This is a genomic window from Sphingomonas sp. GW821-FHT10F09 (assembly GCF_058809195.1).
Map to the genome: position 1 here is coordinate 1,029,280 of NZ_JBXASI010000001.1, position 18,354 is coordinate 1,047,633.

Sequence of the window (18,354 nt, forward strand, 5' to 3'; positions counted from 1 at the left end):
GTACGCAAAGACCCCGTCATGACCGATACCATCCCCGTCGCGGACAAAGACCGGCTGAACGAGGCAAACCTCACCGCCTGGATGGAGGCGAATGTCGCCGGCTTCACCGGCCCGCTCACCTACGCCAAGTTCGCCGGCGGCCAGTCGAACCCGACCTATCGCATCGACAGCCCGTCGGGCGCCTATGTCCTGCGCCGCAAGCCGTTTGGGCCGCTGCTGCCGTCCGCGCATGCGGTCGATCGCGAATATCGCCTGATCGCCGGCCTGTATCCGACCGGCTTTCCCGTCGCCAAACCCTATGGCCTGTGCACTGACGACACCGTCATCGGATCGATGTTCTACGTGATGGCACTCGCCAACGGGCGCAACCTGTGGGACGGCACGCTCCCCGATTATGCGCCGGCGGAGCGCACCGGCATCTATGACGCGATGGTGGATACGCTCGCCGACCTCCACAACACCGATCACGTCGCCGCCGGCCTCGGCGATTACGGCAAGCCGGGCAATTACTTCGCCCGGCAGGTGGAGCGCTGGACGAAACAGTATCGCGCCAGCGAAACCGAACATATGCCGGAGGTGGAGAGCCTCATCGCCTTCCTGCCGCGCACGGTGCCCGAACAGACGCGGACGTCGATCGTCCATGGCGACTATCGCATTGACAACATGATCTTCGCACCCGACCAACCGCGGGTTGTTGCTGTGCTGGACTGGGAATTGTCAACGCTCGGGGACCCGCTGGCGGATTTCAGCTATTTTTTGATGAGTTGGGTGACCGAACCCGAGGGGCGGTCGGGCGTGAAGGGGCGGACCGGGGCGGACACCGGCATCCCGACGATCGAGGCGATGACGCAGCGTTACTGCGCGCGCACCGGTCGCGACGGCGTGCCGGATCTCAACTGGTATTTCGCCTATAACCTCTTCCGCCTGACCGGCATCGTCCAGGGCATCAAGAAGCGGATCGTCGATGGCACCGCCTCCAGCGCGCAGGCCGAACGCTCCGCGGCGCAGGTCCATCGTCTCGCCGCCGCCAGCTGGCATTTCGCCCAGGCGGCCGGGGCATAATTCACCTATTCGAGAGGGTTACATGTCGCTCTTCGATCTGACCGGCAAGGTCGCCGTCATCACCGGTTCCTCGCGCGGGATCGGCAAGGCCAGCGCGGTCGAGCTCGCCCGCGCCGGGGCCCGCGTCGTCATCAGCAGCCGCAAGCAGGACGCCTGCGACGCGGTCGCGGCCGAAATCAATGCGGAGTTCGGCGAAGGGCGCGCGATCGCGGTCGCCGCCAGCATTTCCTCGAAAGAGGCGCTCCAGCATCTGGTCGACGAAACCCGCCGCGCGTTCGGCCGCATCGACGTGCTCGTCTGCAATGCCGCATCCAATCCCTATTACGGGCCGCTGGAGGGTATCGCCGACGACCAGTTCCGCAAGATCCTCGACAACAACATCCTGTCCAACCACTGGCTGATTCAGATGGTGGTGCCGGAGATGCGCGAACGCCGCGACGGATCGGTCGTCATCGTCTCGTCGATCGGCGGCCTGCGCGGATCCGACGTGATCGGCGCCTATAACGTGTCGAAGGCGGCGGACTTCCAGCTCGCGCGCAATTATGCGGTCGAATACGGCCCCGACAACGTCCGGGTGAACTGCATCGCGCCGGGCCTCATCAAGACCGACTTCGCCCGCGCCTTGTGGGACACGCCGGAGGCGGAGACGCGATCGAGCCAGCACACGCCGCTGCGACGGCTCGGCGATCCGATCGATATCGCCGGCGCGGTCGTCTATCTCGCGTCCGATGCCGGCCGCTACATGACCGGGCAGGCGATGGTCGTCGACGGCGGGGTGACGATCTGATGGCGCGCTTCACCGGCAAATCGATCGTCGTCACCGGCGCAGGCAGCGGCATCGGCCGTGCCGCGGCGATCCAGTTCGCCGGCGAAGGCGGGCAGGTCGTCGTCGCCGACCGGACGGACGGGGCCGACGAGACCGCGGCGACGATCGTCGCCAACGGCGGCACCGCCCATGCCATCCGCATCGATGCGGGCGTCGAAGAGGATGTCGTCCGCGCCATCGCCCTGGCATGCGACCGGTTCGGCGGGCTGGACGTGATGTTCGCCAATGCCGGCATTTCCGGGGGCATGGCCAATATCTTCGATACCGACGTCGCGCTCATCACCGACGTGCTGCGCGTCAACCTGATCGGGCCGTTCCTGGCGATCAAGCATGCCGCGCCGCGGATCGCCGAACGCGGGCAGGGCGCGATCGTCCTCACCGCGAGCGTCGCCGGCATCCGCTCGGGCGCAGGCTCTCCCGCCTATTCCGCGTCCAAGGCGGGGGTCATCAATCTGGCGGCGGTGGCAGCGCAGCAGCTGTCCGGCAGCCACGTCCGCGTCAACGCGATCTGCCCCGGCCTGACCGAGACGGGGATGACCCGGCCGACGTTCGACTATGCTCGCGACGCCGGCAAGATGGACCGGCTCGGCCGCCTCAACCCGTTGCGCCGTGGCGCCCAGCCCGAGGAGCTGGCGAAGGTCGCGCTCTTTCTGGCGTCGGACGATGCCAGCTATGTCAACGGACAGGCGATCGCGGTCGACGGCGGCCTGTCGTCGAGCCATCCGGTGACGCGGCAGGACTATGGCAAGACAGCGGTCTGAATGACTTGAAGCGGTAACCCATGCGGGTCAGGATGTCGGAATGAGCCTGATCCTCGCGACCGCCCTCCTTGCTGCCCCCGCCGTCCAGAGCGTGGGGCCGATCATGCTGGTTCCCCGCTCCGCTGGCCCGAACGCCGCTATCGCGGCACCGCCACGGCAGCAGCTCGGCCGTTGGGTGATGAGCCCGGTGCTTTGCGCCGATACCGCCGGCACCGCGCTTGCGGCGCAGGCGGTGGTCCGCGCGCCGGAGCCGCAGCGATTCCTCGGCTGGAGCGGTGCCAGTCCGCGACGCACGCTGACGCTGGACTTCCGCATCGACGCGGACGGACGCCCGTTGTCGATCGCGCGCCGCACCGTCGGCAGCGTGGTCTACATCCCCGACGCGGAGGACGTGGTCCCCGCCTTCGCCGCGAGCCGGTTCGCGCCCGGCGCGGCGCGGACGCGATGCACCGCGACGTTCACTGCCGATCTCACGCCGATCGCCGCGGCCCCGATCGAGGACGTGATGGCCTATTCGGTGTTTGCGGCGACGCCGAACAAGGCGATCTGGGATCGGTTGAAGGTGACCGGCGGCGATTGCACCGATCCCGCGCCCGACGTGCTGCTCCGCGCCTTTCCGGCGTTCCGGGCGATGCCGGACCAGCCGGGATACCGAACGTGGAGCATGACCGGCTATGACCTCGACCGATCGGGCAGGCCGCGCAACGTGCGGACGATCGGCGGCAGCGGCACGCCGGTGCTCGACCGCGCCTCGCGCGAGGCGGTGGCGCGCTCCCGGTTCGAACGCGGTGCGCGGACGGGATGCTTCTATCCCTATCGCAAGCATGCCACGATCCTCGCTGCACCGGCGGCGCCGACCGAGGACGAGATGCGCCCGGCCGGGGCGACCTGTCCGCACGACCATGTCTGGAACCAGGCGCCCGCGCTCCGCTATCCGGCGCCCTATTGGCGGCGCAGCATCGAAGGGTGGGCGGTGGTCGCCTATGACGTCGCGCCATGGGGGCAGACCGGCAACGTCCGCGTCCTGAAGGCGGAGCCGAGCGGGGAATTCGGCGACGCGGCGATGGCCATGATCCGCAGCGCCACGCTGAAGACGGCGGGCACGGGCTATGTCGGCTGCGTCGATCGCGTCCTCTACGTCATGCGCAAGCCGGGCGTTCCTGCAAACGCCGGCGTGCCGGACGTGGTCGTCGACTGACCGCTCAGTCCCGCGGCACGCGGCGGCGGATCAGCCCCTCCTGCGCGACGCTCGCCACCAGCCGTCCGTCGGCGGTGAAGATGCTGCCGCGGTTCATCCCGCGCGCGTGGCCGGCCCAAGGGCTCTGCGTCGTGTAGAGCAGCCACTCGTCGGCGCGAACAGGCTCGTGGATCCACAGCGCATGGTCGAGGCTGGCGGTCTGCATCTCCGGCATCAGCCAGTTGACCCCGTGCGGCATCATCGCCGTCGCCAGCAACGCCATGTCGGAGGCATAGGCGAGCGCCGCGCGGTGCACCGCCGGATCGTCGCCGATGGCGGCGGCGGTGCGGAACCAGGCGGCGTTGCTCGGCGGGCGCTTCTCCGGCGCGAACCAGCTGCGTGGATAGAGCGGCCGCATCTCGATCGCATTCTGTCGGCGCGTGAAGAAATCGCGGTACTTCTCCGGCACCTGATGCGCGACCGCCTGCCGCAATTCGCGCTCGGACCTCAGCGTTTCGGGACCCGGCACGTCGGGCATGACATCCTGATGGTGCAGGCCGTCCTCGGGCGTCTGGAACGAGGCCGCCATGGTGAGGATCGGCTGCCCCTGCTGCGTCGCGACCACCCGCCGCGTCGCGAAGCTCTTGCCCTCGAAATCGCGGGTGACCTGATAGACGATCGGGAAGTTCTCGTCGCCCGGCCGCATGAAATAGGCGTGGAGCGAATGCGCGTCCTTGCCCGCGACCGAGCGCTGCGCCGCCTGCAACGCCTGCGCGATCACCTGTCCGCCGAACACGCGGCCCCGCCCGCCGGGTTGACGCGAACCGCGGTAGAGATCGGTGTCGATCTCCTCGACGTCGAGCAAAGCGACGAGCATCGCCGCCAGCTCTTCGGGCGAGCGTTCGGTGAACGCCGCCATCAATAGCCCGCCGCTTTCGCCAGCCGGTCGGCGTGGAAGCCGACGTCGCCGAACATCTCGGCGAGGACGCGCGCGCGCTTCATGTAGAAGCCGATGTCATATTCGTCGGTCATGCCGATGCCGCCATGCATCTGGATGCCCTCCTGCACGCTCAGCGTCGTCGCCATGCCGGTCATCGCCTTGGCGATCGACACCGCATCCTCCGCGTCCGCGCCGCCGTCGAGCAGCTGCTGTGCCTTCAGCACGGCGGCGCGCGCCACCTCCATCTCGGCATAGAGATGCGCGGCGCGGTGCTGGAGCGCCTGGAAGCTGCCGATCGCGACGCCGAACTGCTTGCGCTCCTTGAGGTAGCCGACGGTCATGTCCATCGCGCCGCCACCGACGCCGAGCAGCTCCGCCGCCGCGCCGGTACGCCCGGCGCGCAGCAGCCGTCCGAGCGGGTCGCGCCCCGCATCGACCTCGCCGATCACCGCATCGGCATCCACCTCGACCCCCTCGAACGCGATCCGCGACGCGAGGCTCGAATCGGCGAGGCGTTCGGGCGTGGCGGTCAGGCCGGCGGCATCGCGCGGGACGGCGAACAGCGTGACGCCGTCCGCATCGTCGGGCGACCCCGCCGTGCGGGCCGCGACGATCAGCAGGTCGGCGACATGGCCATGGGTGACGAACTGCTTGGTGCCGGTCAGGCGAAAGCCGTTGCCCGATCGCGCCGCGGTCATCGCGATCCGATCGCGATGCTTGGCGCCCTCGTCGATCGCCAGCGCGGCGACGGTATCGCCCGCGACGATGCCGGGGAACCAGCGCTCCGCCTGCGCAGAGCCCTCCAGCGCGGCGACCGCCGCGACCGCGGTGGCGAGGAAGGGGGAGGGGGACAGGTTGCGTCCGATCTCCTCCAGCACCACTCCCGCCTCGACATGGCCGAGGCCGAGGCCGCCCTGCGCCTCGGGGATCAGGATGCCGTTGAGGCCCATCTCCGCGAACTGCTTCCACAGGTCGCGGCTGAAGCCGGTCGCATCGTCGGCATCGCGCAGCGCGCGCAGATGCGACACCGGGGCATGTTCGGCGACGAAGTCCTTTGCGGTATCGCGCAGCATCGTCTGTTCGTCATTGAGGTAGAGAGGCATTGATCGTCTCCTGAGCCCCCTCCGCGCGGGAGGGGGACCGATGGTCTACGCGCCCGGCAGCTCCAGGATGCGCTTGGCGATGATGTTGAGCTGCACCTCGGATGTGCCGCCCTCGATCGAGTTCGCCTTGGTCCGCAGCCAGGCGCGCGGGCCGGCGCCGGTGTTCGACCGCTCGCTTTCCCATTCCAGCGCGTCCGATCCGCCCGCCGCCATCAGCAGTTCGTGGCGATCCTTGTTCAGCTCGGTCCCGACATATTTCATCATGCTCGGCTGCGCCGGATGCGCGCGCCCCGCCTTCAGCTCGTCGATGAAGCGTTCGGACATCGCCGCGAACGCCTTGGCCCGCACCTCGAACAGCGCGATCTGCGTGCGCAGCACCGGGTCCGCCAGCCGTCCGTCGTGGTCCAGCCCGATCGTCGCGATCGCCCCCTCGATCAGCGGATTGCGCCCGCCATGGCCGAGGCCCATGCCCGAGATCATCTCCCGCTCATGGCCGAGCAGATATTTGGCGACGTCCCAGCCCTTGTTCTCGTCGTGAATGCGGTTCGCCTTGGGCACCTTCACATTGTCCATGAAGGTTTCGCAGAAGGGCGAATAGCCGCTGATGAGCAGGATCGGCTTGGTCGAGACGCCCGGCGTCTCCATGTCGAACAGGACGAAGCTTATACCGCCCTGCTTGGACGCCTTGCTGGTGCGGACGAGGCAGAAGATCCAGTCCGCCTTGTCGGCATAGCTGGTCCACACTTTTTGCCCGTTGACGATATAATGGTCGCCGCCATCCTCCGCGCTCGCCGCCAGCCCGGCGAGGTCGGAGCCCGCATTGGGTTCGGAATAGCCCTGGCACCAGCGGATCTCGCCGCGCGCGATCCTGGGCAGATGCTCGAGCTTCTGCTCCTCCGTGCCATATTTGAGCAGCGCCGGCCCGAGCATCGAGATGCCGAAGGAATTGAGCGGATTGCGCGCGCGGATCGCCGCCATTTCCTCGCGCAGGATCTTGGTTTCGGCCGGCGACAGCCCGCCGCCGCCATAGGCCGTGGGCCAGTCCGGCACCGTCCAGCCGCGCGCCGCCATCCGGTCGAGCCAGTCCTTCTGCGCCGGCGACGATGGCGTGAAGTGGCGTCCGCCCCAGCAGACGTCGGCGTCCGAGCGCACCGGCTCGCGCATTTCGTGCGGGCAGTTTTCCGCCAGCCATGCGCGGGTCCGGTCGCGGAAGGTGTCGAGTTCGGTGTCGGTCATGGTCACTCTCCGAACGGGTTACTTGATGCTGCCCGACTTCAGGCTTTGCGCAGGGGTGAAGCCATGCTTCTCAAGCCCTGCCACGACCTTTTCGTAACCCTCTGACTTCGCCCAGAACATCGGGCCACCGCGATAGACCGGCCAGCCATAGCCATAGATCCACACGACATCGACGTCGGACGCGCGCTGCGCCATCCCCTCCTCAAGGATCAGCGCGCCCTCGTTGACCATCGTGTAGAGCGTCCGCTCGACGATCTCCTCGTCGGTCACCGCATGCTGGGGCGTGGCGGTCTTCTCGCGCCATTCCGCGATGATCTCGGCGACGCGGGGGCTGGGGGAGGGGTTCCGCTTCTCGTCGTAATCGTAGAAGCCCGCCTGCTTCTTCTGCCCCCAGCGCCCTTCGGCGGCGAGCGCGTCGCGGACGTTCTCGATCCGGTTCGGGTCGCGATGCCAGCCGATGTCGACGCCGGCGAGGTCGGCCATCTGGAACGGCCCCATCGGCATGCCGAACGCGACATGGACGCGATCGATCTGTTCCGGCGTCGCGCCCTCCAGCAGCAGCTTGTTCGCCTCGACCTGGCGCGGCATCAGCATGCGATTGCCGATGAAGCCATAGGTCACGCCGGCGACCACCGCGACCTTCCGGATCGTCTTGGCGAGGTCCATCACCGTGGCGAGCACGTCGGGCGCGGTCTTTGCGCCGCGTACCACCTCCAGCAGTTTCATGACGTTGGCCGGGGAGAAGAAGTGCATGCCGACGACATCCTGCGGCCGGCTCGTGCAGGCGGCGATCTCGTCCACATTGAGATAGGAGGTGTTCGACGCGAGGATCGCGCCCGGCTTGGCGATGCCGTCGAGACGCGTGAAGATCTCCTTCTTCACGTCCATATTCTCATACACCGCCTCGATGATGAGGTCGCAATCGGCGAGCGCATCGAAATCCAGCGTCGGGTTGAGCGCGCCCATCGCCGCCGTGACCTGCTCGGGCTTCATCCGGCCCTTCGCCGCGGTCGCCTCGTAATTCTTGCGGATCGTCCCCGTACCGCGGTCGAGCGCCTCCTGCTGCATCTCGACGATCGTCACCGGGATGCCGGCGGACAGGAAGTTCATCGAGATGCCGCCGCCCATCGTGCCGGCGCCGATTACACCGACGCGCTTGATCGGGCGCCGCTGCGTATCGGCGGGAACGTCGTCGATCTTCGCGGCCTGCCGCTCGGCGAAGAAGATGTGGCGCTGCGCGGCGGACTGCGTCCCCATCATCAGCTTCATGAACTCCTGCCGCTCGAAGGCGATGCCCTCGGCGAACGGCGTTTCCGTCGCCTTGACCACGCAGGCGATGTTCGCGGCGGGCGCCTCGAAACCGCGGAAGCGGCGGGCGTTGTCCTTCTGGAAGGCGGCGACCGCCTCGGGATCGGGCTTCGCCTCCTTCTCGGACGCGCGCGGGATCGGCCGCGCCGCCTTGATTTCGCGGGCGAAGGCGATGGCGTCCGCCTCCAGACTGTCCTCGCCGACGATCCGGTCGATCAGGCCCGCCTCCTGCGCCTTCTTCGCCGGGATCGGATCGCCCTTGGCGGTCATCTCCAGCGCCATGCGGACACCGGCGATGCGCGGGATGCGCTGCGTGCCGCCCGCGCCGGGCAGCAGGCCGAGCTTCACCTCGGGCGTGCCGATCTTCGCCGAGGGGACGGCGACGCGATAATGGCACCCCAGGGCGACCTCGCAGCCACCGCCCAGCGCGGTGCCGTGGATCGCGGCGACTACCGGCTTGGTCGACGCCTCGATCAGGTCGACGACGGTCGGCAGGCCGGGTTCGACCATCGGCTTGCCGAACTCGGTGATATCGGCGCCCGCGAAGAAGGTGCGGCCGTCGCAGCGGATCACCATCGCCGCGATCGACGCGTCGGCAACGCCTTCCCGGATCGCGGCGTCCAGTCCCTGCCGCACCGCAGCGCCAAGTGCGTTGACGGGCGGGTTGTCGGAAATGATGACGAGCACGTCGTCATGGCGTTCGGTACGGATCGGCGAGGTCATGGGAAACACTCCGGTGACGAAGAAAGGGGAAGGGGTCAGTTCAGCACGGCGTAGATCATCGTCTTCAGCTCGCGGCGGATCGGGTACAGGCCGGACGGGCTCAGCTGGGTCATGAACACCATGTGGAGCCGCTCGACGGGATCGATGAAGAAGGCGGTCGAGAACATGCCGCCCCAGTAATATTCGCCGTGCGACCCCGGGATCATCGTCCGCGCGACGTCCTGCGTCACCGCGAAGCCGAGGCCGAAACCGGTGCCGGCATTCTGCGTCTCGCTGAACAGCGATCGCGACAGGCTGGCGAGGTCCTTGCCGCCGGGCAGATGGTTCATCGTCATCAGGTCGAGCGTCTTGCGCCCGACGATGCGCACGCCGTCCAGCGTCCCGCCATTCTCGCACATCCGGCAGAAGCGGTGATAGTCGAGCGCGGTCGACACCAGTCCGCCACCACCCGAAAGTAATTTCGGCCGGCGGCTCCACGCGCTCGCCGCGCCGGTGTCGTACATCACGCGGCCCTTGCCCTCGACCAGCGCGTAACAGTCGGTCAGGCGGTCGATCTTGTCCTCGGGCACCTGGAAGAAGGTGTCGTCCATACCGAGCGGCGCGAAGATGCGGCTTTGGAAGAAGACATCGAGCGTCTGCCCCGACACCCGCTCGATCACCGCGCCGAGCACGTCGGTGGACACCGAATAGTTCCAACCCTCACCCGGCGAAAATTCCAGCGGCAGTTTGCCGAGCGCGGCGACGAAGCCGTCGAGGTCGAGGTTGCCGTGCCAGTTCTCCATCTTCGATTCGCGATAGGCGGCATCGACGTTCGACCGGTTCTGGAAACCATAGGTCAGGCCGGCAGTGTGGCGCAGCAGGTCGAGCATCCGCATCGGCTCGCTGGTCGGCCGGGTGACGAACGGCACGCCGCCGCCGCCGCCATTGTAGACGCCGAGGCCCCTGAACTCCGGCAGGATGTGATGGACCGGGGTGTCGACCGCGACCTTGCCCTCCTCGACCAGCATCATGAACGCGATCGAGGTGATCGGCTTGGTCATCGACGCGATGCGGAACAGCGACCGCTCGTCTACCATCCCGCCGCCCTCGCGCGCCGCGCCCTGATGCGAGAAATGCACGATCTCGCCCTCGCGTGCGATCAGCAACTGCGCGTGCGGCAACAGGCCGGTGTCGAGGTAGCGCGCCTTCAGGAACTGATCGATCGCGGCCAGTCGCCCGCTATCCATGCCCTGAACGCTCGCGGCGGTGTCGGTCATCCTCTGCCATACCCCAGTTTCTAACTTTCCTATCCTATTGCCTTGAGCGGCAGCGGAATCAACTATAACCTTTCATCGAAACGCGGGTTTTCGACGACCCGCTCGACAGGTGAGAGAGGAAGCTGATTGTGGCGAGCGAACCGATCGTGGCCCTGCCGCCCTCGTGGCCGGCGATGTCGCTGCCGCAGGCGCAGGCGCTGCTGACCGCCCCCGGCGCGAAGTTCGAGATGGCACAGGCCGACATCCGCGGCGTGCCGACCCGCGTCTGGAAGAATGCGCCGCCGACGATGCGCGTCCTGCTGGAGGCGAGCCGCGGCCATGCCGATCGCCTGTTCGTGATCTACGAGGACGAACGGGTGAGCTATGAGGCGCATTATCGCGCCGTCGCCGCGCTCGCCGCGCATCTCGTGGCGCTCGGCATCGGCAAGGGCGACCGCGTCGCGCTGGCGATGCGCAACCTGCCCGAATGGCCGGTCGCGTTTTTCGCGGGCGTGTCGATCGGTGCGATCATGGTGCCGCTCAACGCGTGGTGGACGGGGGCGGAGCTGGAATACGGCCTGCGCGACTCGGGCGCCCGCGTGCTGATCGTCGACGGCGAGCGCCACGGGCGGCTGGAGCCGGTCTATGCTGCGCTGCCCGGGCTCGAACGGGTGATCGTCGCACGCGCGACCACGCCGCTGGCGGCGGGGACCGAGCGGCTGGAGGAGGTGATCGGTACGCCGCACGACTGGACGGCGCTACCCGAAGCGGCGCTGCCGGCGGCGGAGATCGCGCCCGACGACGATGCGACGATCTTCTACACCAGCGGCACCACCGGCGCGCCCAAGGGGGCGCTCGGCACCCACCGCAACTTCATGACCAACATCATGTCGAGCGGCTTCACCGCCGCGCGCAGCTATCTGCGCCGCGGCGAGACGCCGCCCGAGCCGACCCCGCGCGTGTCGCTCACCGTCATCCCGATGTTCCACGTCACCGCCTGTTCGGCGGGGATGATGGGGTCGATCGCCAGCGGATCGACGATGGTCTTCCTGCGCAAATGGGATGCGACGCGCGCGCTGGAGATCATCGAGCGGGAACGCGTCAACATGACCGGCGGCGTGCCGACGATCGCCTGGCAGTTGCTCGAGCATCCGGATCGCGCCAGCTACGACCTCTCGTCGCTCGACACGATCGCTTATGGCGGCGCCCCGTCCGCGCCCGAACTGGTCCGCCGCATCTATCAGGAATTCGGAGCCTTGCCGGGCAACGGCTGGGGCATGACCGAGACGACCGCGACCGTCACCCAGCATGGCGGCGAGGATTATCTCAACCGCCCCGACAGCGCCGGCGCACCGGTCGCGACGGCGGATATCGAGGTGCGGGGCAGGGACGGCGTCACCGTGCTGCCGCCGGACACGATCGGCGAGCTGTGGGCGCGCGGGCCGATGATCGTCAGCGGTTATTGGAACAAGCCCGAGGCGACCGCGGCCACGTTCATCGACGGCTGGGTGCGCACCGGCGACCTCGCTCGCATCGACGGGGAAGGATTCCTGTTCATCGCCGACCGCGCCAAGGACATCGTCATTCGCGGCGGCGAGAACATCTACTCGATCGAGGTGGAAAACATCCTCTACGCCCATCCGTCGGTCACCGACGCCGCCCTCGTCGGCATTCCGCACCGCACGTTGGGCGAGGAGCCGGCGGCGATCGTCCATCTCTGCCCCGGCTGCGAGGCGACCGAGGCGGAACTGCAGGCGTTCGTGCGCGAGCGGCTGGCGGGGTTCAAGGTGCCGGTGGCGATCCGCTTCCTGCCCGCGCCGCTGCCCCGCAACGCCAACGGCAAGATCCTGAAGAAGGACCTCAAGGCGCTGTTCGAGGACCGGGTCGCCGCCATCGCCTGACGCACCCTCAAGAAGCAGGATGGCGGGGCGCGAAAATGCGCTAGAGCATGGGGATGGCCGACACTCCCGATCCCGCGTCCAGCGCGCCTCCCATGTCTTCCGAAGAGCAGGTGGCGCTGGGTGCGCCGCTGCTGCCGGGGACGCGATCCGAGATCGGGCGGATCGCGTTGCGGCGCGACCGGCTGCTCGCCGCCTTCACGCTGATCTCGGGCGTCGGCCTCGCGCTGGGTACGCCATTCGCGCTCAAGTCGGGCGCGGAGTTCTTCATGCCGCTCACCGCCGCGCTGGTCATCGCCATCGCTCTGGTGCCGGTGCTCGAATGGCTGGAGCGCCGCCGCCTGCCGTCGGCGCTGGCGGCGCTGTTCTGCGTCCTCGTCTTCCTCATCATCGCCAATATCGCGATCGCGGCGATCGTGGTGCCCGCGACCGACTTCTTCCAGCTGCTCCCCAGCCGGATTAGTCGTATCCAGCATAATCTGTCGCCGCTGCTCGACCTCTATTCGACGCTCGAAAAGTCGGTGAACAAGATGTTCCGGCAGATCGCCTCGACCCCGGTCCGCCAGCCGCAGACCGCGGCGGTCGCGCCGCCCAGCTCGATTCTGGAATTGGCCGCCACCTCGGCGCCGACGGTCATCGTCCAGTTCTTCTTCGGCATCCTCATCGTCTTCTTCTTCCTGTCCGGCTGGACCGGCATGCGCAAGAAGACGATCACCGGTCGCACCAGCTTCGACGGCGCGATGGCGACCGCGCGGGTGATCCAGGACGTCGTCGACGACGTGTCGGCCTATCTCGGCACGATCACGCTCATCAACCTGACGCTGGGCGGCATCGTCGCGGGCGCGCTGTATTTCATCGGCATGCCCTCGCCGCTGATGTGGGGCGGCATCGTCGCCCTGCTCAACTACATCCCCTATTTCGGGCCGATCATCGCGATGTTCCTGCTCGCGATCGGCGGGATGATGACCTTCACCGACATATGGGTGGCGATGCTGCCCCCCGCGGTGATGATCGGTTGTCACCTGGTCGAGGCGAATGCGATCACGCCGCTGATCGTCGGGCACCGGCTGACGATCAGCCCGTTGATGATCCTCATCTCGATCAGCTTCTGGGGCTGGGTGTGGGGGACGGCGGGGGCGCTGCTGGCGGTGCCGCTGCTCATCATCATCCAGACCGTGCTCGGCGCCGCGGGCAAGCCCGATATCGCCGGTTTCCTGTTCGAACACGGCACGCTGGTGCAGCAGGAACGCGCGCGTCGGCGGCGAAACGACGGCGACGGCGAATAGGCCGTTGACACCCCCGATGCCCTCGCCTAGTTGGCGCGCCTCAACGCTTTCAGCGGGTGTAGCTCAGTTGGTTAGAGCGCCGGCCTGTCACGCCGGAGGTCGCGGGTTCGAGCCCCGTCACTCGCGCCACTTTCCTTTCCGGAAAGCGGGATAAGCTAATCGGAATATGCGGGAACAGCGCATCGCCGGATCGGCGAAGGTCGCGTTCCGACCGCTTTCAGCGGGTGTAGCTCAGTTGGTTAGAGCGCCGGCCTGTCACGCCGGAGGTCGCGGGTTCGAGCCCCGTCACTCGCGCCACCGGTCATCGACCGGGGCACTTCATCGAACATTCCCACGCATCGCTCAGCGCCAGCGCCCGGTCTCCATCCACAGCAGCAGCGGCCGCAGCGGCATGATCCAGACGATCCCGGTCACCAGGTAGAAGGGCAGTTGCAGCCACCACGGCCATGCGCCGACGATCGCCGACGCGCTGACGATCCCGATGCACCAGATCGCGATCAGCGCGAGGATGATGAACATACCGGCCGGCTTGCGCCACGAAGGGGTCATGGGACGATCCAGTCTGCTTCGGTGGCGATGGCGTGGAGAGGGACGTCCCAGGGATCGGGGACGAGCGTATCGACCTGCTGCACCGACCAGGCGATGCCGACCCGCCACGCCGCCGGATGCGCGGCGAAGGCGCGATCGTAATGACCCGCGCCTTGCCCCAGCCGGTTGCCGCGGAGGTCGAAGCCCAGCAGGGGCGTCAGGATGATATCCGGCCGGATCTCGGTCGCCGTCGCATCGGGCTGGCGCAGGCCGAACGGGCCGTCGCCGAGCGTGACAGCCTGGTCCCAGACGAGGAAGCGGAACGGCGCGGCGCGTGTCGTCACATGGGGCAGGGCGATCGTGCAGCCGGCGGCGCGTGCCGCGGCGACCAAGGGGGCGGGGTCCGCCTCGCTGCCGATCGGGATATAGCTGGCGACCACCGGCCGGTCGGCGAGCCGCGCGACGAATGCGTCCGGCACCATGATCGCTGTGTCGCGGGCGAAGCCGTCGCGGGCGGCACGCAGGCGGGCGCGGAGGGCGAGCTTGTCGGTCATCGCTCCGGACTGCGTGCGGGAGGGAAAAGCGGGTGGCGGGACCGCCGTGGCCGTGTGCCAAAGTATCCGCCGACGCCTGTTAACGTCAGGTGGGGACCATATGCATCGGACCAGGGTCCGGACAGGGACAGCCCCCTTGGATGATGAATAGCCTCAGGGATAAAGTAAGGCTCGTACCGGGCAGAACCCGCCACCGCCAATCTAGGGTGTCCGGGCTCCCGTGGCAATGCCCGGCGACAATGGTATCATCCCGCCGCGGGGGCATGCTCCAGCGCCTCGGCCAGCGCCTCCAGCCGGTCCGCGATGCGCGCCAGCGCAGGCTCGCTCACCGCGGCACCCTCGGGCGGGCGCTGCTCGATTTCCTCGAGGTCGTCGGCCAGCATCAGCGCGACGAACAGCATCGCCCGCTCGCCCGGCACCCCGGCCGCGGCGCGCAGTGCGGCAGGCCAGCGTTCCTCGATCATCGCGCCGAGCTTTTGCAGGCGTGCCTCCTCGCCGTCGCGGCAGGCGATCGTGTGGGGACGGCCGCCGATCGGGAGCGTGACGTTCGCCATCAGGACGCGGTGCCGCGGGCGATGACGTCGTCCAGCGCGCTGACCGCTTCGGCCATGCGTGCCTTCAGCGCGGCATGGCGGCGGGCGAGCGCATCGCCGGCCGTGGCGCGGGCGTCGATCGCGGTTTCGATACGGGCGATCGCGGCGTCGATACGTTCGACGGCGGTTGGGGTGTCAGCCATCGCGACGACGTAGGCGTGCGGCCGATGACCGGCAAGACGCCAAACCGGTGCGGCCATTCGTCTCGCCGCGGGAAGCCAACAAGTGAAGGCTGCGGTTGACAGAATGGGTCCCCCCCTCGCAAAGGCTGCGCGCCCGGCGCGGCCCCATTCCGTCGCGCACGCAGACCCACGCGAGGAGAGACCAGATGACGGTGAAGGTTGCGATCAACGGCTTCGGACGCATCGGACGCCTCGTGGCGCGTGCGATCATCGAGCGCAATTCGAGCGAACTCGAACTGGTCGCGATCAACGACCTCGCCGACGCCAAGTCCAACGCCTGGCTGTTCAGCCGCGACAGCGTCCACGGCAAATATCCCGGCACGGTCAGCGCCGAAGGCAACGATCTGGTCATCGACGGCAAGCGCATCCGCGTCACCGCCGAGCGCGATCCCGCCAATCTGCCGCACAAGGAGCTGGGCGTCGACCTGGTGCTGGAATGCACCGGCTTCTTCACCGACAACGTCGCCTGCCAGAAGCATATCGATGCCGGCGCGAAAAAGGTGCTGATCTCGGCTCCCGGCAAGGGCGTCGACCTGACCGTCGTCTATGGCGTCAACCACGACAAGCTCACGGCCGAGCATACGATCGTCTCGAACGCCTCGTGCACGACCAACTGCCTTGCGCCGGTCGCCAAGGTGCTGAACGATTCGATCGGGATCGAGCGCGGCCTGATGACCACGGTCCACGCCTATACCAACGACCAGAAGATCCTCGACCAGATCCACCCGGACCTGCGCCGCGCCCGCGCCGCCGCGATGTCGATGATCCCGACCACCACCGGCGCCGCCCGCGCCGTGGGTGAGGTGCTGCCCGAACTGAAGGGCAAGCTGGACGGTTCGGCGATCCGCGTGCCGGTGCCGGACGTCAGCCTGATCGACCTGACCTTCACGCCGAAGCGCGACACGACGCGGGACGAGGTCAATGCGATCCTGAAGGCCGCCGCCGACAGCGGCCCGCTCAAGGGCGTGCTGGTCTATTCGGACGAACCGCTCGTTTCGATCGACCTGATGCACAGCCCGCAATCCTCGACCGTCGACAGCCTCGAAACCGCGGTGCTCGACGGCAAGCTGGTCCGCGTCGTCAGCTGGTACGACAACGAATGGGGCTTCTCGAACCGCATGGTCGACACCGCGACCGTGATGGCGAGCTTCCTCTGAACCGAGGACGATCCCCTTGGCTCGTCGTTGCGAGGAAGGCAGCGACGCGGCAACCCAGGGCCGCGCGCACGCCGCTCTGGATTGCCCCGCTTCGCGCGCGATGACGATGTCGGATACCGGCGTGCTGGTCGGCATCGCCCGGCATGCCTTTCCGAAAGCGCCGATGGAGCTGGTCGACGCCGTCGAGGTGACGGTCGAGGGCGGGCTCCACGGTGACTTCCGGGGCGCCGTGAAGCCGGGCGGGCGCGGCAAGCGTCAGGTCACGATGATGGAGCGCATCGACTGGGATGCGGCGATGGCCGAGTTCGGCCATACGATTCCGTGGCAGGAGCGGCGGGTCAACCTGCTGCTCGACGGCATCGACATCCCGCAACTGCCCGGCACGCGCATCCGTATCGGCGCGGCCGAATTCGAGATCACCGTGGAGTGCGATCCGTGCAGCCGCATGGAGACGGTCGCCACCGGGCTGAAGGCCGCGCTGACCCCAGACTGGCGCGGCGGTGCCTGCACGCGCGTCAAGGTCGCCGGGCGGATCGCGATCGGCGATACCGTGGCCATTCTCCCCTGACATTTCAGACACGAAGGAAGACGACGTGACCAAGCCCTTCAAGACGCTCGACGATATGGGTGAGATCAGCGGCAAGCGCGTGCTGGTCCGTGAGGATCTGAACGTGCCGATGGCGGATGGCGCGGTGACCGACGACACGCGGCTGCGCGCGACGCTGCCGACCGTCACCGAGCTCGCCGACCGCGGCGCGATCGTGCTGATCCTCGCCCATTTCGGCCGGCCAAAGGGTGTGCCGAGCGCCGACATGTCGCTGTCGATGCTCGCGCGGCCGTACAGCAACGTCCTCGGCCGCGAGGTCCGCTACATCGACTGGGAGGGCGCCGACGCGGCAGTCGCGACATTGCAGCCCGGAGACATCGCGATCCTGGAGAACACGCGCTTTTTCGGTGGCGAGGAAAAGAACGATCCGGCGGTGGTCGCGCGCTTCGCGAAGCTCGGCGACCTCTACGTCAACGACGCCTTCTCCGCCGCGCATCGCGCCCATGCCTCGACCGAGGGGCTGGCGCGGGCGTTGCCCGCTTATGCCGGCCGCGCGATGGAAACCGAGCTCGACGCGCTCGAAAAGGCGCTGGGCAAGCCCGAGCATCCCGTCGCGGCGGTGGTCGGCGGCGCGAAGGTGTCGACCAAGCTCGACGTGCTAAAGCACCTCGTCACCCGCGTCGATCACCTCATCATCGGCGGCGGCATGGCCAACACCTTCCTCGCGGCGCGCGGGGTCAACGTCGGCAAGTCGCTGTGCGAGCATGACCTGACCGGCACCGCGGACGAGATCCTCGACGCGGCGGACAAGGCGAACTGCACCGTCCATCTGCCCTATGACGTCGTCGTCGCGAAGGAATTCCGCGCCAACCCGCCGGTCCGCACCGTCAACGTCCACGAGGTCGCTGCGGACGAGATGATCCTCGACGTCGGTCCAAGCGCGGTCGAGGCGCTGGGCGACGTGCTCAAGAACTGCCGCACGCTGGTGTGGAACGGCCCGATGGGCGCGTTCGAGACGCCGCCGTTCGACGTCGCCACCGTCAGCCTCGCGCGCACCGCCGCGGCGCTGACGCAGGACGGCAGCCTCGTCTCGGTCGCGGGTGGCGGCGACACCGTCGCCGCGCTCAATCAGGCGGGGGTCGCGGATCGCTTCACCTTCGTCTCGACCGCGGGTGGCGCCTTCCTGGAATGGATGGAAGGCAAGGACCTGCCCGGCGTCGCCGCGCTGATGGGCTGAG

The 18,354-nt window shown here is 68.0% G+C and carries 18 protein-coding genes and 2 tRNA genes; 11 read left to right on the forward strand and 9 right to left on the reverse strand.

The features are described from left to right. Nucleotides 1-18: 18 nt before the first annotated feature. From AC1RTO_RS04860 to AC1RTO_RS04875, 4 genes are read left to right on the forward strand one after another with little or no spacing between them, the layout of a single operon-like run. Nucleotides 19-1,062 (forward strand): phosphotransferase family protein, encoded by a 1,044-nt coding sequence (locus tag AC1RTO_RS04860; protein WP_493159757.1) that lies wholly within the window; start codon nt 19-21, stop codon nt 1,060-1,062. Nucleotides 1,063-1,084: 22 nt separating this feature from the next. After that, nucleotides 1,085-1,849, forward strand: a complete 765-nt coding sequence (locus tag AC1RTO_RS04865; RefSeq protein WP_493159758.1) for an SDR family oxidoreductase — start codon at nt 1,085-1,087, stop codon at nt 1,847-1,849. Next, nucleotides 1,849-2,649, forward strand: coding sequence for an SDR family NAD(P)-dependent oxidoreductase (locus AC1RTO_RS04870; RefSeq protein WP_493159759.1), 801 nt, complete (start codon nt 1,849-1,851; stop codon nt 2,647-2,649). Before AC1RTO_RS04865 ends, AC1RTO_RS04870 begins: the two co-directional genes overlap by 1 nt. A 40-nt stretch (nt 2,650-2,689) precedes the next feature. Beyond that, nucleotides 2,690-3,847 (forward strand): TonB family protein, encoded by a 1,158-nt coding sequence (locus tag AC1RTO_RS04875; protein WP_493159760.1) that lies wholly within the window; start codon nt 2,690-2,692, stop codon nt 3,845-3,847. 4 nt (nt 3,848-3,851) lie between these two features. Here the strand turns inward: AC1RTO_RS04875 and AC1RTO_RS04880 are convergent, their stop codons facing one another. The 5 genes from AC1RTO_RS04880 to AC1RTO_RS04900 are packed head-to-tail and all read right to left on the reverse strand — an operon-like array spanning nt 3,852 to nt 10,392. Next, a complete protein-coding gene (locus AC1RTO_RS04880; protein WP_493159761.1) occupies nt 3,852-4,745 on the reverse strand; it encodes an acyl-CoA thioesterase in 894 nt (297 codons plus the stop codon). Beyond that, nucleotides 4,745-5,869, reverse strand: a complete 1,125-nt coding sequence (locus tag AC1RTO_RS04885; protein WP_493159762.1) for an acyl-CoA dehydrogenase family protein — start codon at nt 5,867-5,869, stop codon at nt 4,745-4,747. The genes AC1RTO_RS04880 and AC1RTO_RS04885 overlap by 1 nt, the downstream gene beginning before the upstream one ends. Nucleotides 5,870-5,914: 45 nt before the next feature. After that, nucleotides 5,915-7,105 carry an acyl-CoA dehydrogenase family protein gene (locus AC1RTO_RS04890; RefSeq protein WP_493159763.1) on the reverse strand — a complete coding sequence of 397 codons (1,191 nt, stop codon included), beginning with the start codon at nt 7,103-7,105 and terminating at the stop codon, nt 5,915-5,917. Between the two features lie 18 nt (nt 7,106-7,123). Continuing rightward, nucleotides 7,124-9,136: a 3-hydroxyacyl-CoA dehydrogenase NAD-binding domain-containing protein gene (locus tag AC1RTO_RS04895; protein ID WP_493159764.1), complete on the reverse strand. Its 2,013-nt coding sequence runs from the start codon at nt 9,134-9,136 to the stop codon at nt 7,124-7,126. A gap of 35 nt (nt 9,137-9,171) precedes the next feature. Further along, nucleotides 9,172-10,392 (reverse strand): serine hydrolase domain-containing protein, encoded by a 1,221-nt coding sequence (locus AC1RTO_RS04900; protein ID WP_493159765.1) that lies wholly within the window; start codon nt 10,390-10,392, stop codon nt 9,172-9,174. Between the two features lie 173 nt (nt 10,393-10,565). Between AC1RTO_RS04900 and AC1RTO_RS04905 the strand changes: the two genes are divergently transcribed. From AC1RTO_RS04905 to AC1RTO_RS04920, 4 genes are all read left to right on the forward strand, one after another. Further along, the gene (locus tag AC1RTO_RS04905; protein ID WP_493160335.1) at nt 10,566-12,272 is read left to right on the forward strand and encodes a class I adenylate-forming enzyme family protein; all 1,707 of its coding nucleotides are present in this window, start codon (nt 10,566-10,568) and stop codon (nt 12,270-12,272) included. Nucleotides 12,273-12,325: 53 nt separating this feature from the next. Continuing rightward, the gene (locus AC1RTO_RS04910) at nt 12,326-13,555 is read left to right on the forward strand and encodes an AI-2E family transporter (protein ID WP_493159766.1); all 1,230 of its coding nucleotides are present in this window, start codon (nt 12,326-12,328) and stop codon (nt 13,553-13,555) included. Between the two features lie 52 nt (nt 13,556-13,607). Next, nucleotides 13,608-13,684, forward strand: a tRNA-Asp gene (locus AC1RTO_RS04915). 91 nt (nt 13,685-13,775) lie between these two features. Further along, nucleotides 13,776-13,852, forward strand: a tRNA-Asp gene (locus AC1RTO_RS04920). Nucleotides 13,853-13,897: 45 nt separating this feature from the next. Here the strand turns inward: AC1RTO_RS04920 and AC1RTO_RS04925 are convergent. The 4 genes from AC1RTO_RS04925 to AC1RTO_RS04940 all read right to left on the reverse strand — a co-directional run bounded on the left by AC1RTO_RS04925 (nt 13,898) and on the right by AC1RTO_RS04940 (nt 15,373). Then, nucleotides 13,898-14,104, reverse strand: coding sequence for a DUF2842 domain-containing protein (locus tag AC1RTO_RS04925; RefSeq protein ID WP_293877150.1), 207 nt, complete (start codon nt 14,102-14,104; stop codon nt 13,898-13,900). After that, the gene (locus AC1RTO_RS04930) at nt 14,101-14,637 is read right to left on the reverse strand and encodes a 5-formyltetrahydrofolate cyclo-ligase (RefSeq protein WP_493159767.1); all 537 of its coding nucleotides are present in this window, start codon (nt 14,635-14,637) and stop codon (nt 14,101-14,103) included. Before AC1RTO_RS04930 ends, AC1RTO_RS04925 begins: the two co-directional genes overlap by 4 nt. Before the next feature lie 245 nt (nt 14,638-14,882). Further along, nucleotides 14,883-15,191 carry a cell division protein ZapA gene (locus AC1RTO_RS04935; protein ID WP_493159768.1) on the reverse strand — a complete coding sequence of 103 codons (309 nt, stop codon included), beginning with the start codon at nt 15,189-15,191 and terminating at the stop codon, nt 14,883-14,885. Next, nucleotides 15,191-15,373, reverse strand: coding sequence for a hypothetical protein (locus AC1RTO_RS04940; RefSeq protein WP_493159769.1), 183 nt, complete (start codon nt 15,371-15,373; stop codon nt 15,191-15,193). The genes AC1RTO_RS04935 and AC1RTO_RS04940 overlap by 1 nt, the downstream gene beginning before the upstream one ends. 185 nt (nt 15,374-15,558) lie before the next feature. On the opposite strand from AC1RTO_RS04940, the gene gap reads away from it, so the two are divergent. The 3 genes from gap (at nt 15,559) to AC1RTO_RS04955 (ending at nt 18,353) form a co-directional block, all read left to right on the forward strand. Beyond that, nucleotides 15,559-16,569: a type I glyceraldehyde-3-phosphate dehydrogenase gene (gene gap / locus AC1RTO_RS04945; RefSeq protein ID WP_493159770.1), complete on the forward strand. Its 1,011-nt coding sequence runs from the start codon at nt 15,559-15,561 to the stop codon at nt 16,567-16,569. 106 nt (nt 16,570-16,675) lie between these two features. Further along, a complete protein-coding gene (locus AC1RTO_RS04950) occupies nt 16,676-17,137 on the forward strand; it encodes an MOSC domain-containing protein (protein ID WP_493160336.1) in 462 nt (153 codons plus the stop codon). A 25-nt stretch (nt 17,138-17,162) separates the two neighbouring features. After that, nucleotides 17,163-18,353, forward strand: coding sequence for a phosphoglycerate kinase (locus AC1RTO_RS04955; protein WP_493159771.1), 1,191 nt, complete (start codon nt 17,163-17,165; stop codon nt 18,351-18,353). Nucleotide 18,354 lies beyond the last annotated feature (1 nt).

Bases quoted from the DNA above. Each gene is read 5' to 3' on its own strand.
- AC1RTO_RS04935 (WP_493159768.1), bottom strand. From the start codon at position 15,191: ATGGCGAACGTCACGCTCCCGATCGGCGGCCGTCCCCACACGATCGCC.
- AC1RTO_RS04865 (WP_493159758.1), top strand. From the start codon at position 1,085: ATGTCGCTCTTCGATCTGACCGGCAAGGTCGCCGTCATCACCGGTTCC.
- AC1RTO_RS04940 (WP_493159769.1), bottom strand. From the start codon at position 15,373: ATGGCTGACACCCCAACCGCCGTCGAACGTATCGACGCCGCGATCGCC.
- AC1RTO_RS04860 (WP_493159757.1), top strand. From the start codon at position 19: ATGACCGATACCATCCCCGTCGCGGACAAAGACCGGCTGAACGAGGCA.
- AC1RTO_RS04880 (WP_493159761.1), bottom strand. From the start codon at position 4,745: ATGGCGGCGTTCACCGAACGCTCGCCCGAAGAGCTGGCGGCGATGCTC.
- AC1RTO_RS04925 (WP_293877150.1), bottom strand. From the start codon at position 14,104: ATGACCCCTTCGTGGCGCAAGCCGGCCGGTATGTTCATCATCCTCGCG.
- AC1RTO_RS04875 (WP_493159760.1), top strand. From the start codon at position 2,690: ATGAGCCTGATCCTCGCGACCGCCCTCCTTGCTGCCCCCGCCGTCCAG.
- AC1RTO_RS04905 (WP_493160335.1), top strand. From the start codon at position 10,566: ATGTCGCTGCCGCAGGCGCAGGCGCTGCTGACCGCCCCCGGCGCGAAG.
- AC1RTO_RS04930 (WP_493159767.1), bottom strand. From the start codon at position 14,637: ATGACCGACAAGCTCGCCCTCCGCGCCCGCCTGCGTGCCGCCCGCGAC.
- AC1RTO_RS04885 (WP_493159762.1), bottom strand. From the start codon at position 5,869: ATGCCTCTCTACCTCAATGACGAACAGACGATGCTGCGCGATACCGCA.
- AC1RTO_RS04950 (WP_493160336.1), top strand. From the start codon at position 16,676: ATGTCGGATACCGGCGTGCTGGTCGGCATCGCCCGGCATGCCTTTCCG.
- AC1RTO_RS04870 (WP_493159759.1), top strand. From the start codon at position 1,849: ATGGCGCGCTTCACCGGCAAATCGATCGTCGTCACCGGCGCAGGCAGC.
- gap (WP_493159770.1), top strand. From the start codon at position 15,559: ATGACGGTGAAGGTTGCGATCAACGGCTTCGGACGCATCGGACGCCTC.
- AC1RTO_RS04890 (WP_493159763.1), bottom strand. From the start codon at position 7,105: ATGACCGACACCGAACTCGACACCTTCCGCGACCGGACCCGCGCATGG.
- AC1RTO_RS04895 (WP_493159764.1), bottom strand. From the start codon at position 9,136: ATGACCTCGCCGATCCGTACCGAACGCCATGACGACGTGCTCGTCATC.
- AC1RTO_RS04910 (WP_493159766.1), top strand. From the start codon at position 12,326: ATGGCCGACACTCCCGATCCCGCGTCCAGCGCGCCTCCCATGTCTTCC.
- AC1RTO_RS04900 (WP_493159765.1), bottom strand. From the start codon at position 10,392: ATGACCGACACCGCCGCGAGCGTTCAGGGCATGGATAGCGGGCGACTG.